The organism is Alcaligenes sp. HNGD-HTN06 (assembly GCF_049932565.1).
In the GTDB taxonomy this organism is placed as follows: Bacteria; Pseudomonadota; Gammaproteobacteria; order Burkholderiales; family Burkholderiaceae_B; genus Alcaligenes; species Alcaligenes ammonioxydans.
This window is the reverse complement of the sequence record NZ_CP187782.1, coordinates 2071625-2086109: the sequence shown is the minus strand read 5'-3', so window position 1 is coordinate 2086109 and position 14485 is coordinate 2071625. Positions and strand designations below refer to the sequence as shown.

Below are 14485 nucleotides of genomic sequence, written 5' to 3'. Positions count from 1 at the left end.
CTGTTCTTGTTGGCCCGACCCGCTTAAGGCGGGTCTGTTTTTATCTGGTCTTGTCAGGATTTATGGTTATGCAAAGCATACAGCTCGGTCCTTTTACCTTTGCCACGTCCTTGTTTGCGTTCTTGGTCGCGGCCTTCTTGGGGCTGTTTCTGGCGGCCTGGCTGGACAGACGCCGACAGACCCGGGCGGAATCAGTCTTATGGCGCGCCGTTCTTCTGGGGGTCTTGGTCGGCCGCCTGGGCTTTCTCATTCAGCAATGGGAGTTCTATCAAAACGACCCCTTGAGCTGGCTGGATGTGCGCGATGGCGGTTTGATGATTCCGGCTGCAGTGACGGCGGGCTGGTTCTACGTGCTGTGGCGTGTGCTGCGTGACAAGGCGGTCTTGCCAGCGGTGGCCGGTGGCCTGGCTATTGGTGTCGCTGCGTTTTCGCTGGTTATGGTCGCAACGGGCCGAGGTGGCCTTGAACCATCCATCCCCTTGCCCGAGATAGACTTGATTCCCCTGCAGGCGGACTTCAGTACGCCGGACAATCTGGATCAGTACAAGGGGAAGGTAACCGTCGTGAATCTCTGGGCCAGCTGGTGCCCGCCGTGCCGCCGCGAGATGCCAGCATTCCAGCAAGTGCAAGCCAGCCGAAGCGATGTGAATATTGTGTTCGCCAACCAGGGCGAGGAGCTGACGGCGATCCAGCACTATCTGAATGAGGAAAACCTGGAATTGGGCAATATGTGGCGCGATCCGCATATGCAGCTGGGGCAGGCCGTGCGCAGCCGGGGTTTGCCAACGACCTTGTTTCTGGATAAGCAGGGTCGTCTGGTGGATGTGCGGGCCGGAGAATTGTCGGCAGCGACCTTGAATGACAAGATCAATACCTTGCAGTGAGCGGGGGGCGCATTGTCCATGGCGTTCTCAATGAGCTACGGCGCGCTAGAGAGCAAGTGAGGGCGGCGACGAACAGCTTTTGGCTGAGAAGACCTGCGGCTGGTTGCGTTTCAGTGCCCTGGCACGCAATGGCCCAGTGTTCCTGAAACTGGGCCATCATCGCTTACGTATCAGGCTTTTTGCAGAGACATCTTTTCTTCTGGTGTTGTCGGGCGCTGTGCGTATCGATTCGCAATGAAGGCGCAGGCCATCAATTGAATCTGATGAAAGATCATGATGGGTAGCAGAGCGGGGCCAATCGCAGCGCCGGTAAACAGCACTTGGGCCATGGGCACACCGGTTGCCAGACTTTTTTTGGAGCCGCCGAACACAATCGTGATTTCGTCTTCCTTGCTAAAGCCCAGCTTGCGGGCCATCCAGGTCGTCAGAAACAAGATAATGGCCAGTAACACCACGCAGACCACGGTCAGAATAGCCAGGGACTTGGGTGGAACAGCTTGCCACAGACCGCCGATTACCGACGCGCTAAAAGCCGTGTAGACCACCAGCAGGATGGAAGACTGATCCACACTGCGCAGCCATTTGCGGTTGCGATCCATCCACTTGCCAATCAGGGGGCGCATCAGATGGCCCACGACAAAAGGCAGCAACAATTGCAGGCTGATCTTCTTGATGGCGTCCACCGTCGAGCTGGCCGAGCCGCCGTCCGCGTCCAGCAAGAGCTTGAGCAGCACGGGAGTGAGCACAATGCCGATCAGGCTGGAGGCCGAGGCACTGCAAATGGCGGCTGGTACGTTGCCGCGAGCAATCGAGGTAAAGGCAATGGCCGATTGCACGGTGCCGGGCAAGGCGCACATATACAAAATGCCGACAAATAAGGGCATGCCCAGCAAAGGCAACAAAATGGGCTTGGAGATCAGGCCCAAAAGAGGGAACATCACAAAGGTGCAGGCAAAGACCAACAGGTGCAAACGCCAGTGGGTTGCGCCGGCAATGATGGCCTCGCGAGACAGCTTGGCGCCATGCATGAAAAACAGCAGGGCAATGGCCAGACCGGTAATCACATCAAAAATCACGGCGCCCTGACCATAGGCGGGAAAGAAGCTGGCCAGCGCCACAACGCCGATCAGGATCAGAGTGAAGTTGTCAAAAAGCAGTCGCAGTTGAGAGAGCATGGGTTTGTGAGAGGCTTGAAAGGCTTGCGTTATGAAAGGCCTCACTTTACCGTAGACTTTTTTGGGTGTTTATCGCTAAACGGATATGGATTATCGACAAACGGACATTCTGCAACCCGCCGAGCGGATTCCAGAGAGTTTGCAGCAGCTGCGGTATCTGCCCAGACCACTCTATGGTCAGGAACGTACCTTGCCCAATCAGGCCATTGCGCGCCCGCATCGTCATCCTTGGGTGCAATTCTCTTATGCGCTGACCGGTGTGATTGAGGTGCGCACGGCCAGTGGGCGCTTCATGGCACCGCCCCAGCAGGCGGTCTGGGTGCCAGCAGGCGTCGAGCATGGGGTACGCAGTTCACCCGATGCCCAGATTCGCAGTCTTTATATTGATGTCAGCGCCTTGCCGCAGGCACCCCTTGCGTGTCGGGTGGTGGCGGTGGACCGCTTATTGCGGGAATTGATTCGCGAGTTTAGTTTATTGCCGGTCCTGTATGAGCGAGAGGGGGCGCAAGGGCGTTTGGTACAGGTCCTGCTCGATCGCCTGTTGGCCGCCCCTGAAAGCGGTCTGATTCTGCCCTGGCCATCGGACTCACGCTTGTTGCAGGTCTGTGAGCAGCTTCAGGCTCAGCCAGCGGTCGATTGGAGTTTGCACGAGCTGGCTGAGCAGCAAGGTTTGTCAGAAAAAACGCTAAGCCGTCTATTCCGGCAACAAACTGGTTTGACTTTTCGGGTGTGGCGCCAGCGCCTGCGCGTCATGAGCGCCTTGCCCTTGTTAGAGCGCCACGAGCGCGTGACTGATGTAGCCTTGGCCTGTGGCTACGAAAGCATGTCGGCTTTTGTGGCGGCATTTAGAGACTTGATGGGTCAAACGCCAGGCGAGTTTTTCCGTCGCCCCTTGGGCCCGCTGGATGAGTAAGTCCGCACAAAATGACAGAGCAGGCGGTGGGCGTCGGGCGTGTCCTGGATCGGGTCGGCCAGTGCCTGTGGGTCGATGCCTTGTGCTCTCCAGAAGTCGGCCTTGCGCAAGACACAGTAGCGCAGCAAGCCGGCGAAAAATTCGGGGTGAAACTGGACCGACCATTGCGATGGGCCATAACGCAGGATTTGATGAGGGTCCTGCGCGGAACGACCCAGCACTTCTACGTGATCGGGCAGGCTCAGCACACTTTGTTGATGGGTGAGCAAGGCAGGAAATTGCATGGGCAGGTCTGCCAGCAGTTCATGGTGTTGCGCCTGCTCTGAGAGCTGGACAGGTAAATAGCCCACCTCAGCGCCTTTTGGAGCGTAATCGACGCGTCCACCCAAGGCATGAGCCATCAGTTGATGACCGTAACAAATGCCCAGCAGAGGCATTTGAGTCTGATAACGCTCACGAATCCAGGCGGCCAGGTTCTCGCTCCAGTCAAGACGATCAGTGACCATGTTCCAGGAACCGCTGATCACCACAGGGTCCGGGCAGTCTGCAGCGGGCAAGGCTTTATCCTGATGCACACGCCAGGTACGGATGTTGACCGGCAGTGTTTGCAGTGCACGTTTGAACCAGGCGTTCTGATTGCCAAAGCGCTGCTCAACATCCGGCGGAGGTGAACCGGCCTGAAGAAAATGGACGTCCATCATGCTTGCCCTCGAAACAGGCTCCACGTGACCATGCCCAAGCCCAGCATCAGTAAAGAACCGATGACATGCACGGCAATGCCGCCCAGTGCCCACAGATAGCGCTGCTGCATCATTAAGGTCATGATCTCGGCAGAGAAGGTGGAAAAGGTAGTCAGGCCACCCAGAAAGCCGGTCATGACAAACATGCGCCAGCCTTCGTGACCCAGTCCCCACTGGTTGAAACAGGCCATGGCGATGCCCATCAAATAGCCGCCGATCAAGTTGGCCAGCAAGGTGCCTGGTGGCAAGGTGGGGAACAGGGTGTTGAGTGCCTGACTGAGGAACCAGCGTGCCAGCGCGCCCAGGGCGCCGCCGGCGGCAATATAAAGCATGGCTACGGGCATGAAAGGCCTTCGGGTAGGGGGGGCAAACTGTCAGCGAGCAGTCAGCCGATCGCGATATATACCTTAGATAGCGTGTCATTATGCTCTTGTACAGCTGAAAAGGCGACCTTGCCCAAAGCGCTGTGTCCAGCTAATGTAAGAGCGCAATTATCAGACGGACCACCGTGAATTTCGGTTAGACCGCCCTTTTTTGGAGACTTTGTGGTGAGTATTTACGATCAGGATTTGCCCCAGACAGACGCCAACTATCGTGTTTTGTCGCCGCTGGATTTCATCGAGCGCAGTGCTTTTGTCTACCCTGACTACCCGGCTCTGGTTTACGGGCCCGCCCAAGACGGTATCAAGATGAGCTGGTCGCAACTGTATGCCCGCACCCGTCAGTTGGGCAGCGCGTTGTCCAAGGCCGGCATCGGCAAGGGCGATACCGTGGCCGTGATGCTTCCCAACACGCCTCCCATGGTGCAGGCACATTTCGGCGTACCCATGTGTGGTGCCGTTTTGAATACGCTCAATACCCGTCTGGATGCCAGTACCATCGCCTATATGCTCGATCATGGTGAAGCACGGGCCGTGCTGGTCGACAGCGAGTTTGCCGCCGTCATGAAGGAAGCCTTGAGCCTGCGTGAGAGCAAAGCGCCCATCCTGGTCATTGATGTGGTGGACCCCTATTTCGACCAAGGGGCCGAAGGGATCGGTTCGCAAACTTATGAAGCGTTTGTGGATGGTGGAGATCCAGATTACGATTGGCAACTGCCGGCCAACGAGTGGGACGCGATTGCCCTGAATTACACCAGTGGCACAACGGGCAAGCCAAAAGGCGTGGTCTATCATCATCGGGGGGCGTATCTGGGGGCGCTGTCCAACGTGCTGGAGTGGGACATGCCCAAGCATGCCGTTTACTTGTGGACCTTGCCCATGTTCCATTGCAATGGCTGGACTTTCCCTTGGGTGATCGCGGCTCGTGCCGGTGTGAATGTCTGTTTGCGTAAAGTGGAAGCGCAGGCCATGGTCGACAATATGGTCGATTACGGTGTTACCCATTACTGTGGCGCGCCCATCGTGCACTCCTTGCTGGTCAATGCCGATGAAACCCTGAAGTCTCGTTTGCCCAAAGGCGTGTCCGCCATGGTGGCGGGTGCGGCTCCACCGGCCACCATGATCGAGGGCATGGAGCGCATGGGTTTTGCGCTGACCCATGTGTATGGGCTGACCGAAACCTACGGTCCGGCGTCCGTCTGTGCGCAGCACGCTCCCTGGAATGAGCTGGGCATCCAGGAGCGCGCGCAGCGCAACGCCCGACAGGGGGTGCGTTATCACCTGCAAGGGGCGGTCAAGGTTCTGGACCCGCAAACCATGCAGCCGGTTCCGGCAGACGGTCAGACCATGGGTGAGATCATGTTCCGCGGCAATATCACCATGAAGGGGTATCTGAAAAACCCCGAGGCTACCCAGGAATCCCTGGGAGCGGGGTGGTTTCATACTGGCGATCTGGCGGTGTGTGAACCCGATGGCTATGTGCGCATCAAGGATCGTAGCAAGGACATCATCATTTCCGGGGGCGAGAATATTTCCTCCATTGAAATTGAGGATGTCATGTACCGGCATCCGGCGGTGCAGGCGGCGGCCGTCGTTGCCCAGCCCGACGAGCGCTGGGGCGAAGCGCCGCATGTCTATGTCGAACTGCGCCCTGGCGCCCAGGTCACGGTCGAGGAGTTGCGCGCGCATTGCCGGCAACACCTGGCTGGCTTTAAAATACCGCGATATTTCAGTTTTATGGAATTGCCCAAAACGGCAACCGGTAAAATACAGAAATTCGCGCTGCGTCAGCAGGCCAAGCAAGTCGCTTCGGACTGAGGCCGGCGTTATTTAAAAAGCACACAGGTCGCTTCGGGCGGCCTGTAGGCACTTATGGAACAGGACGGTTAGGAATGCCATCTTTTGACGTTGTATCCGAGGTCAACACGCACGAGCTGCGTAACGCAGTCGAACAGGCCAGCCGCGAGCTGGCCACCCGTTTTGACTTCAAAGGTACGGATGCCAAATTTGAACTTGAGGATGAAACCACGATTTTGCAGTCGGCTCCCAGCGTTTTTCAGCTCGAGCAGATGATGCAGATTCTGCGTGGCCGTATTGCCGCCCGTGGCATTGATGTGCGCTGTCTGGAAACCGAGAAGGTGCTGGAGAATGTGGCAGGTGCGCGTCAGAAAGTGAAGGTGCGTCAGGGGCTGGATCAGCCTACGTCCAAGAAGCTGATTGCCGCCATCAAGAATGCCAAACTTAAGGTGGAGACCCAGATTCAAGGCGAGAAGCTGCGCGTTACCGGCAAAAAGCGGGATGATTTGCAGGCGGCCATCGCTTTGTTGAAGCAGACCGATGTGGAACTGCCCTTGCAGTACGATAACTTCCGCGATTAAACCGAGTGAAATGGCACGGTGGTGATGTTGGGCCGCCGTGTAGCTGTTATGACCTTACAGATTGAGTTAATGCGTTTGCACGACCTGGACCAGGTGCTGGACGTTCAGGCCGATGTGTATGACGCAGATATTCTGGAAGACCGCCACTTTTATCAGAACCGTCTGGATCTGTCCCCCGAGAGCTGTTGGGTAGCACGTGACCGGGACGGTCAATTGCAGGGGTATCTGGTGTCTTATCCCTGGGCAGGGCTGTTACCTCCCTCGCTGGGAGACACGCTTGAAGAGTTGCCTTCGCTGGCCGATCAATGGTTCATTCACGATTGTGCCGTGCGACGCCATGGACAGGGCCGTGGCATTGCAGGGGCGCTGCTGCGTACCGGCCGGCAGTATGCGCGGCAACGGGGGTTGCGTCGGGGTAGTTTGGTGTCGTTGGGGCCGTCGGTCGACTATTGGCTCAAACGGGGGTATCAGCCTGTACAGGGCATGGAGCCCGCGGTCCTGGAAAACAAGCTGCGGCAATATGGGCAGCAAGCACGCTTTATGCATTGCTTGCTGCCTTTGGACTGAGCGGCCTGGAGGAGCCGGTCGGGCGGTGAAGCCCGTGGGGGCACCTTAGGTATTGGCCAGTTGCAGGGCGGTTTGCAGCAGGACATTGGCTCCCGCCTGCGCCCATTCCGGGGAAATCGCTTCCGATTCGTTATGGGAGACGCCGCCGACACAAGGACAAAAGATCATGGCGGTGGGCGCCACACGGGCAATCCAGGTGGCGTCGTGTCCGGCGCCCGACGTGATATCCATGTGTGGATAGTTCATGTCCTCAGCAGCCTGGCGAATGATTCCCGTCATGTCAGCATCAAATTCGACAGGATCGTAGTGGCCTATTTTTTCAATGGAGAAGGCCACGCCATGGGCATGACTGATCTCGCGGATTTTGTCCCTGACCAAAGTGCAGATCCGGTCGAATTTATGTTTGTCTGCCGCCCGTATATCGATGGTGAAGATGACTTTGGCGGGCAGAACGTTGCGGGAGTTGGGATAGACCTTGATCTGCCCCACGGAGCCGGCTGCATTGGGCTGATGGGCCATGGCAATGTGGTCGACCGCATCGATAATGCGTGCCATCGCCAAACCGGCGTTAGCGCGCATGGTCATGGGAGTGGAGCCGGTGTGAGCTGAACGTCCCGTCAAGGTCACCTCCAGCCAGGATTGGCCCTGACAGTGCGTGACCACCCCCACCGTTTTGTGCTGAGCCTCCAGAATGGGGCCCTGCTCGATGTGGTATTCCAGATAGGCGTGCATCGTGCGTTTGCCCACAGGTTCTGACCCTAGCCAGCCCAGACGCGTCAGTTCCTGGCCAAGCGTGATGCCCGCCTGGTCTTTCAGGCCATGTGCATACTCCAAGGAATAGACCCCTGCAAAGACGGCTGAGGCGAGCATGGAGGGGGCGAAGCGGGAGCCTTCCTCGTTGGTCCAGTTGCTGATGACGATCGGGCGTTGAGTACGGATGCCATGATCATTAAGGGTGCGTACTACTTCCAGACCGCTTAATACGCCCAGGACGCCATCGTATTTCCCGCCCGTCGGTTGGGTATCCAGATGAGAACCAATATAGATGCCAGCTGCCTGCGGGTCGCTGCCGGGCCGACTCGCAAAGAGGGTACCCATTTGATCGACCGTAACGGACAGACCGGCCTGTTGACACCACTCTACGAACAGCTTGCGTCCTTTATCGTCTTCGTCGGTCAGGGCTTGTCGATTGCAGCCTCCAGCAATGCCTGGGCCGGTTTCGGCCATTTTTTCCAGTGAGTCCCACAGTCTGTCAATATTGATGCGGACTGTTTCGGTGTTGGCGCTCAAGGCGGTGCTCATGATCAGGCCTCGCTGTTTTCAAGGGTTTGCAGGGCCGATTCCCAGTATCGGATGCCAGGGTCGGTTTCCAGCTGACCCAGCTCATTGAACAGTTCGGTGCTGAGATAGCGCTCGCCGGTATCGGGAGCCATAGCCAGGATGACACTGCCAGGTGCCGCAGATTGAGCCAGTCGCATTGCTGTCGCAATGGTGGCGCCCGCCGAAATGCCCACCAGAATTCCTTCCTTGGCGGCCATGAGCCGGGCGGTTTCCAGAGCTTGTTGCCCAGTGATCGTTACCAGCGAATCGATGACATCGCGATCGAGCAAGCTGGGGACAAAATCCGGCGTCCAGCCCTGGATCTGATGGACTTCCCAGTGACCTTTAGCCAGGATCTGGGCGTTCTCGGGCTCGGCCACGACAATGTTGATGTCTGGTCGAGCCAGCTTCAGCATTTGCCCCACGCCGGTCAGCGTTCCGCTGGTTCCAAAACCCGTCACCAGATAGTCCAGTCGTTTGCCGGCGAAGTTACTGAGAATCTCGGAGGCGGTCGTCATGCGGTGATAACTGGGATTGGCTGGGTTTTCAAATTGCCGGGGCCGGAACCAGCCATTTTCTCGGGCCAGCTCATCCGCGATTTTATTGCCGCCGCTGCTGCCCAGATGCCCCGGAATCAGAATGACCTCGCCGCCCAGCGCCCGAATCAGTTTGCGGCGTTCCATTGAATAGTTATCCCCCATGACGGCGATGAACTTGTAGCAGCGTGCGGCGGCCACCATGGCAAGCGCGATCCCGACATTGCCCGAGGTGCATTCGATGATGGTGTCTCCGGGCTTGAGCTCACCCTTGGCCTCCGCGTCCAGGATGACCGACAGGGCCAGCCGGTCCTTCACCGACCCACCCGGGTTGAACGATTCGAGTTTGACGAAAAGCTCAACCCCTTCGGGGGCGGTGTTGTTGAGTTTGACGATGGGCGTGTTGCCGATCGTGTCCAGAATGGAATGATGGATTGTCATAGGGATGAGAGGGTTTATTGTGTTTCTTGACGGCTGAATAATTTGAAGGGGAACTTCAAATTCTGCGTGGAGGCATAGCTGCTCAGGAAAATCATGAAAATCCCGGCAATTTGGAAACCGTTCAGGCTTTGATCGTAGAACTGATAGTCAATGAAGATGGCGACGGCCGGGTAGATGAACGTCATGATGGCAATGGTGCTGGCCGGCAGTTTTTTATAGGACGAGTACATCAAGACATAGGTCAAGCAGGTGTGCACCAGGCCGAGCGTGACCAGACAGGCCCATTGAGTCGGGGTGATCGTTCCCACAGTCTGTAGTTCGGCAAAGGGGAAAAGCACGAAAATTCCTACCACCAGCTGTATCAGGGTGACGATAAACGGCGAAATCTGAGACAGGAACTTGACGAGGACGGCGGACAAGGCCCATAACACGGCAGCGGAAAGAGCCAGCAGTGTTCCCCATAGTTGGGTGAAGGACAGCGAGTCGTAGGTCTGGGCAAGATCGGCGACCAGCGCTACCCCTACAAACGCAATAAGCATCCAGAACAGTTTGGATTTTTCGGTCTTTTCCTTGAAGATGACCGACCAGATGATCAAAAAGAAAAAGGGCTGGGTGTGGTAGATCGTGGTGGAGGTCGAAATGGAGGCGACCTTGAAGGACTCGAACAGCAAAGCCCAGTTAAAGACCAGGAATATGCCGCTGGCAATAATGAGCATCAGGTTTCGGGCCGTAAGCTGGCTATCGCTGAATTTCTTGCTCGCCAGGCAGTAGATCAGCAGAAAAACCGAGCCCAGCAGGCATCGATAAAAGACGACGTTGTAGGCATTTTGACCCGATTCGATAACGAACAGGCCCACTGTGCCCATCATGATCATGGCGAGCAAGAGCTCTATCAGGCCTTTGTTTTTGTCATTGCTAGGCAAAATTTTCTCCCGTTTTTTTCTGTGTGAAAGGGCAGATGGCCGGACGCGGTACCTGCGGTTCTGAAAGTTGGTATTGTTTCCACTCCAGATTCTCGACGGTGCCGTAGGAACCGAGTTCCACCGGTCTGAAACCCTGGTTGTAGTCGGCGACGCGGTCCCTGATCCGTGTACGGGTGGCTTGGCCATCGGGTGTTTGCCCATTGGCAACCAGATCAAAGTTTCGGCGTGCATTGATCACGAATACAAGATGAGAGCCCAGGTTTCGGTTTTGCAGTTGAATGTGCTCCGGAGAGCTCATATTGATAAAGTATTCAATCCCGCAGAAACAAAAGCTCCAGCTGGCGTCATCGGGGTTGGGTGAGACGCTGTCCGGCCAAGGGGAGGGATCATGGCGATGCGCGTGATTGAGTGCTTCCCAACCATGGGCCAGCAGGCTGTGGCCATCGTGAAAATCCGGCGAGAAAACCACGAGCAAGGGATTGAACAGCCGCTCGCTTTCAGGGGTGGTGATGATGAACTCGGAATACGACTTCAGGCCCTGAATAAAATCCTCATACTCGTTGCCGGGTGATCCTTTATGACAGAACACCAGATAGAGGGACTGGATTTTCCATGCTTTCAGACTGAAGATGCAGGGGAAATCGGGATTTTGTATTTTTTGCTCGATTTCATTCCATGCTGTGTTTTCCCACGCCTGCATTGACGGCAGCTTCTCGTGCAGATCCTGCTGTGAAATCAACATTCTCTCCTCCCGGGGCGGTGTGACAGCAAGACTAGTTCAGTAAGTCAGTGACGAGGGTTTCAATATTGTTTAGCCACGGCTGGTTGTCGTCGTCCTGCGCGCTGAACTCGGCCAGCTCCAGACCTTTGACCTGATCAATCGGCAGGGCACGGAAAATGGCGCGCAATTGCTCCAGGGTGATTCCACCCTTGACTTTGTATTCGGCGGGCACGTTGCCGGGTTCTAGCACATCCCAATCCACGTGAATCCAGATTGGCGAGTCCCCAATCAGCGGAAGAATCGTCTCGGGCTTTACGTGGGCGGGTGGGATGACGCGAACGCGGTGCTGCTCCAGCAGGATCTGCTCGGCAGCGTCGATATCATGGGCGCCGACGATAATCACGTTCTCGGGAGGGATGGTGGCATCCAGCTCGGCGTCCCAGACTCCACAGACGGCGCTGACCACCATGCCACCCAGATATCCCGAATCGCTGCTGGTAGGGGTGTTGAAGTCGCCGTGGCCATCAAACCAAAGCAGCTTGATATCAGGATATTTTTTTACGACTTCAGGAATGGTGGCCAGGCTGGTGGGACAGGTGCTGGTGGTCAGGATGACCCGCTTGTTCTTGCTGAGCTCCTGGCTGAGGGCAGCGGCCATTTTTTCCAAGTGTGGACGGGCTTTATCCAGACTTTCGGGCCATTTGTCTTTTTCAGCCGGGCTGAGTTGACCGACTGTAATTTCTTTTTTGCCCAGTAAGGCCGCAAGATGCTGTGCTGTATAGCGGGAGCCTGCCAAGGTATTGTCGGTGCGGTCCGCAACACGGCCTTGCGAGCATAACAAGCTGATATCCATGAGGATCTATTCCGAAAAATCGTTGAAATGACTTTTCGATAGTATTTAGGCTTGTTATTACTGTCAATATTGTCCTGTGTCAAAAAAACAGGCCATATAAACACTTGATTTTTCTAGACTGATGGAAAAAATTTTAGCGTTATCAAGTGCGTTAATTATTGTTAATGAGCTAATAATTTACGGTGTTTTCTCAGGATTCGACTTTCTTAATACTTGCTTAGCCGATTTTTGAGTTTCTATATATTTTTTTTGTATTGCCAGCGCCCGAAAAGTAGGTTTTATCGTGCCTGCCAGGACAGGCAGGCACCGGATTTTTCCCGAGTAGCGTTGAGGCCGGTCTGTCAGGGGCGGAGTCGGTAGCCGGTCTTGAATATCCAGGCCGCTACGCCTAGAAAAAGGCTTAAAAACAGCAGTGTCATGCCCAGGCTGAGCCAGACATTGACGTCGGCCAGATCAAAAAAACTCCAGCGAAAACCGCTGATCAGGTACAGGACCGGGTTGAGCAAGGTCAGCTTTTGCCAAAATGGGGGCAGCATGTCGATGGCGTAGAAGGTGCCGCCCAAAAAGGTAAGGGGAGTCAGGATCAGCATGGGCACAAATTGCAGCTTTTCAAAGTTGTCGGCCCATATGCCGATAATAAAGCCCAGCAGGCTGAAGGTCAGGGCGGTGAGCACCAGAAAGGCCAGCATCCAGACCGGATGGGCAATCTCATAAGGGACGAAGAGCCGCGCGGTGATCAGGATGATGGCGGCCAGAAACAGCGATTTGGTGGCCGCAGCGCCGACAAAGGCTAGGGTAATCTCAAAATGGGAGATGGGGGCCGACAGGATCTCGTAAATATTGCGGGTAAAGCGCGGAAAGTAAATGCCGAAGGCTGCGTTCGAGACGCTGTGGGTCAGCACGGACAGCATGGTGAGCCCGGGCACGATAAATGCGCCATAAGAGATGCCGCCAATCTCATTGATGCGATGGCCAATGGCCGCACCAAACACCACAAAATACAAGGCAGTCGAGATCACGGGCGCCACAATGCTTTGCAGCAGGGTGCGACGGGTGCGTGACATTTCGTAGCGATAAATAGCCAGGATGGCGTACCAGTTCATGACTGTGCCCCTACAAACTCAACGTAAATATCTTCCAGACTGCGCTCCCGGGTGTGGATGTCGGTAATTCGCAAGCCGGCCTGTCCCACTGCCGCCAACAGGGCGCTCAAATCATGGTCCTGCTCGCGATTGGCCAAGGGGTATAACAAACTCATGCCATCAGCGGCCGCTTGCAGACCCAGGCCGGCCAAGGAGGCGGGCAGGGCGACCAACTGCTCAGCCAGATTCAGGAGCAGTGTTTTGCCGCCCAGGCGACGCATCAACTTGTCTTTGGTTTCCACCAATTGCAGCGATCCTTTATTGATAAAACCGATACGGTCGGCCATCTCCTGCGCTTCTTCAATGTAATGCGTAGTCAAAATAATGGTGACGCCCTGGCTGCGCAGTCGTTTGACCAGGGCCCACATGCCTTGGCGCAAAGCCACATCCACGCCAGCGGTGGGTTCATCCAGAAAGAGGATTTCAGGTTCGTGCGAGAGCGCCTTGGCGATCAGGACGCGCCGTTTCATGCCGCCCGACAAGGTAATCAGGGGACTGTCTTTTTTGTCCCACAAGGACAAGTCTTTCAGAATCTGCTCAATCAGAGCCGGATCGGGCGCTTTGCCAAACAGGCCCCGGCTAAAGTTGACCGTATTCCAGACCGTCTCGAACGAGTCCGCGCTAAGCTCTTGTGGCACCAGGCCAATTTTCTGGCGGGCGCGTTTGTAGTCGCTCACATTGTCGGCGCCATCGACCTGCACGGTGCCGCTGCTGCGATTGACCAATCCGCAGATAATGCTGATGAGGGTGGTTTTGCCCGCACCGTTGGCGCCGAGCAAGGCAAAAATCTCGCCTCGCCAGATATCCAGATCCAATGAGTGCAGGGCTTGATGCCCGTTCGCGTATTGTTTGCTCAGGCCTCGGACACGCAAAATAGCGTGAGAATCGGGAGTGTTGCGCATAGACAGTAAAATGCCCCTTTTGCTGGGCTGAGAGGGTTTGAATAACGCAATGGATATGACGATGCCAACTAGCTTACCACCGCAAACGCAGAGTGAGGTTTTGAGTGATGCCCAGGCCATGGCTTTGGCCCTGGAGCAGGCGCGGCAGGCAGCGAGCCTGGGAGAGGTGCCGGTCGGTGCAGTCTTGCTGGATGCAGACGGCAGACTTTTGTCCGTGGGTGCCAATCGCACTGTCTGCGATCATGATCCCACCCAGCATGCCGAGATCGTGGCTCTGCGGGCGGCAACGCGTAAAGTGGGTAATTACCGCCTGCCCGGAGCGAGCTTGTTCGTGACCCTGGAACCTTGCATGATGTGCCTGGGCGCTTTGATGCATGCGCGCCTGTCACGGGTGGTGTGGGCGGCGGCTGATCCCAAGACCGGGGTATGCGGCAGCGTGGAGTCCTTGCATTTGCATCCCACACTTAATCATCACACCCGGGTGACAGGTGGGCTGATGGCCGACGAGGCCGCTCAGGCTTTGCGCGACTTCTTTCGCCAACGGCGCGAGCAAAAGAGGTTGCAAAAGCAGGGTCAGCAAGGCCAATCCTTGGTGGATGGCGCACCGTAG

The 14485-nt window shown here is 56.3% G+C and carries 16 protein-coding genes; 6 read left to right on the top strand and 10 right to left on the bottom strand.

Annotated features, from left to right (window positions below; all coding sequences use genetic code 11):
• Nucleotides 1–68: 68 nt before the first annotated feature.
• Nucleotides 69–884, top strand: a complete 816-nt coding sequence (locus ACOZ42_RS09465; protein ID WP_003799590.1) for a TlpA disulfide reductase family protein — start codon at nucleotides 69–71, stop codon at nucleotides 882–884.
• 170 nt (nucleotides 885–1054) lie between these two features.
• Here the strand turns inward: ACOZ42_RS09465 and ACOZ42_RS09460 are convergent, their stop codons facing one another.
• On the bottom strand, nucleotides 1055–2059 hold the full coding sequence (locus ACOZ42_RS09460) for a bile acid:sodium symporter family protein (protein ID WP_003799592.1): 1005 nt from the start codon (nucleotides 2057–2059) through the stop codon (nucleotides 1055–1057).
• Nucleotides 2060–2144: 85 nt separating this feature from the next.
• On the opposite strand from ACOZ42_RS09460, the gene ACOZ42_RS09455 reads away from it, so the two are divergent.
• Nucleotides 2145–2972 (top strand): AraC family transcriptional regulator, encoded by an 828-nt coding sequence (locus tag ACOZ42_RS09455; RefSeq protein WP_003799594.1) that lies wholly within the window; start codon nucleotides 2145–2147, stop codon nucleotides 2970–2972.
• Here the strand turns inward: ACOZ42_RS09455 and ACOZ42_RS09450 are convergent.
• Together ACOZ42_RS09450 and crcB are read right to left on the bottom strand one after the other, a co-directional pair.
• Complete coding sequence (locus ACOZ42_RS09450) at nucleotides 2921–3673, bottom strand: glutamine amidotransferase (RefSeq protein ID WP_003799596.1); 753 nt, start codon at nucleotides 3671–3673, stop codon at nucleotides 2921–2923. The two genes, ACOZ42_RS09455 and ACOZ42_RS09450, sit on opposite strands and share 52 nt — an antisense overlap.
• Nucleotides 3670–4056 carry a fluoride efflux transporter CrcB gene (gene crcB / locus ACOZ42_RS09445; RefSeq protein WP_003799599.1) on the bottom strand — a complete coding sequence of 129 codons (387 nt, stop codon included), beginning with the start codon at nucleotides 4054–4056 and terminating at the stop codon, nucleotides 3670–3672. The genes ACOZ42_RS09450 and crcB overlap by 4 nt, the downstream gene beginning before the upstream one ends.
• A gap of 201 nt (nucleotides 4057–4257) precedes the next feature.
• Here crcB and ACOZ42_RS09440 point away from each other — a divergent pair, with 201 nt between their 5' ends.
• The 3 genes from ACOZ42_RS09440 (at nucleotide 4258) to ACOZ42_RS09430 (ending at nucleotide 7037) form a co-directional block, all read left to right on the top strand.
• Nucleotides 4258–5910, top strand: a complete 1653-nt coding sequence (locus tag ACOZ42_RS09440; protein WP_003799601.1) for an acyl-CoA synthetase — start codon at nucleotides 4258–4260, stop codon at nucleotides 5908–5910.
• 74 nt (nucleotides 5911–5984) lie between these two features.
• Nucleotides 5985–6470, top strand: a complete 486-nt coding sequence (locus tag ACOZ42_RS09435) for a YajQ family cyclic di-GMP-binding protein (RefSeq protein WP_003799603.1) — start codon at nucleotides 5985–5987, stop codon at nucleotides 6468–6470.
• Between the two features lie 48 nt (nucleotides 6471–6518).
• Entirely contained in the window at nucleotides 6519–7037 is a 519-nt protein-coding gene (locus ACOZ42_RS09430) for a GNAT family N-acetyltransferase (protein WP_235587616.1), read from the top strand.
• A 45-nt stretch (nucleotides 7038–7082) separates the two neighbouring features.
• On the opposite strand, the gene ACOZ42_RS09425 is transcribed toward ACOZ42_RS09430, so the two are convergent.
• The 7 genes from ACOZ42_RS09425 to ACOZ42_RS09395 form a co-directional block, all read right to left on the bottom strand.
• Nucleotides 7083–8339, bottom strand: a complete 1257-nt coding sequence (locus ACOZ42_RS09425; RefSeq protein ID WP_165477514.1) for a Zn-dependent hydrolase — start codon at nucleotides 8337–8339, stop codon at nucleotides 7083–7085.
• A 2-nt stretch (nucleotides 8340–8341) separates the two neighbouring features.
• Nucleotides 8342–9334, bottom strand: coding sequence for a cysteine synthase A (cysK, locus tag ACOZ42_RS09420; RefSeq protein ID WP_059317569.1), 993 nt, complete (start codon nucleotides 9332–9334; stop codon nucleotides 8342–8344).
• A 14-nt stretch (nucleotides 9335–9348) separates the two neighbouring features.
• Nucleotides 9349–10257: a DMT family transporter gene (locus ACOZ42_RS09415; RefSeq protein WP_426345074.1), complete on the bottom strand. Its 909-nt coding sequence runs from the start codon at nucleotides 10255–10257 to the stop codon at nucleotides 9349–9351.
• Complete coding sequence (locus ACOZ42_RS09410; protein ID WP_336579449.1) at nucleotides 10250–10999, bottom strand: YqcI/YcgG family protein; 750 nt, start codon at nucleotides 10997–10999, stop codon at nucleotides 10250–10252. Before ACOZ42_RS09410 ends, ACOZ42_RS09415 begins: the two co-directional genes overlap by 8 nt.
• A gap of 31 nt (nucleotides 11000–11030) precedes the next feature.
• Nucleotides 11031–11831 (bottom strand): arginase family protein, encoded by an 801-nt coding sequence (locus ACOZ42_RS09405; protein ID WP_003799611.1) that lies wholly within the window; start codon nucleotides 11829–11831, stop codon nucleotides 11031–11033.
• Nucleotides 11832–12172: 341 nt separating this feature from the next.
• A complete protein-coding gene (locus ACOZ42_RS09400; RefSeq protein ID WP_003799612.1) occupies nucleotides 12173–12934 on the bottom strand; it encodes an ABC transporter permease in 762 nt (253 codons plus the stop codon).
• Complete coding sequence (locus tag ACOZ42_RS09395) at nucleotides 12931–13875, bottom strand: ABC transporter ATP-binding protein (RefSeq protein WP_003799613.1); 945 nt, start codon at nucleotides 13873–13875, stop codon at nucleotides 12931–12933. Before ACOZ42_RS09395 ends, ACOZ42_RS09400 begins: the two co-directional genes overlap by 4 nt.
• A 61-nt stretch (nucleotides 13876–13936) precedes the next feature.
• Between ACOZ42_RS09395 and tadA the strand changes: the two genes are divergently transcribed.
• Nucleotides 13937–14485, top strand: coding sequence for a tRNA adenosine(34) deaminase TadA (tadA, locus tag ACOZ42_RS09390; protein ID WP_426345073.1), 549 nt, complete (start codon nucleotides 13937–13939; stop codon nucleotides 14483–14485).

Bases quoted from the DNA above. Each gene is read 5' to 3' on its own strand.
- ACOZ42_RS09465 (WP_003799590.1), top strand. From the start codon at position 69: ATGCAAAGCATACAGCTCGGTCCTTTTACCTTTGCCACGTCCTTGTTT.
- ACOZ42_RS09460 (WP_003799592.1), bottom strand. From the start codon at position 2,059: ATGCTCTCTCAACTGCGACTGCTTTTTGACAACTTCACTCTGATCCTG.
- ACOZ42_RS09455 (WP_003799594.1), top strand. From the start codon at position 2,145: ATGGATTATCGACAAACGGACATTCTGCAACCCGCCGAGCGGATTCCA.
- ACOZ42_RS09450 (WP_003799596.1), bottom strand. From the start codon at position 3,673: ATGATGGACGTCCATTTTCTTCAGGCCGGTTCACCTCCGCCGGATGTT.
- crcB (WP_003799599.1), bottom strand. From the start codon at position 4,056: ATGCCCGTAGCCATGCTTTATATTGCCGCCGGCGGCGCCCTGGGCGCG.
- ACOZ42_RS09435 (WP_003799603.1), top strand. From the start codon at position 5,985: ATGCCATCTTTTGACGTTGTATCCGAGGTCAACACGCACGAGCTGCGT.
- ACOZ42_RS09430 (WP_235587616.1), top strand. From the start codon at position 6,519: ATGACCTTACAGATTGAGTTAATGCGTTTGCACGACCTGGACCAGGTG.
- ACOZ42_RS09425 (WP_165477514.1), bottom strand. From the start codon at position 8,339: ATGAGCACCGCCTTGAGCGCCAACACCGAAACAGTCCGCATCAATATT.
- cysK (WP_059317569.1), bottom strand. From the start codon at position 9,334: ATGACAATCCATCATTCCATTCTGGACACGATCGGCAACACGCCCATC.
- ACOZ42_RS09410 (WP_336579449.1), bottom strand. From the start codon at position 10,999: ATGTTGATTTCACAGCAGGATCTGCACGAGAAGCTGCCGTCAATGCAG.
- ACOZ42_RS09405 (WP_003799611.1), bottom strand. From the start codon at position 11,831: ATGGATATCAGCTTGTTATGCTCGCAAGGCCGTGTTGCGGACCGCACC.
- ACOZ42_RS09400 (WP_003799612.1), bottom strand. From the start codon at position 12,934: ATGAACTGGTACGCCATCCTGGCTATTTATCGCTACGAAATGTCACGC.
- ACOZ42_RS09395 (WP_003799613.1), bottom strand. From the start codon at position 13,875: ATGCGCAACACTCCCGATTCTCACGCTATTTTGCGTGTCCGAGGCCTG.
- tadA (WP_426345073.1), top strand. From the start codon at position 13,937: ATGCCAACTAGCTTACCACCGCAAACGCAGAGTGAGGTTTTGAGTGAT.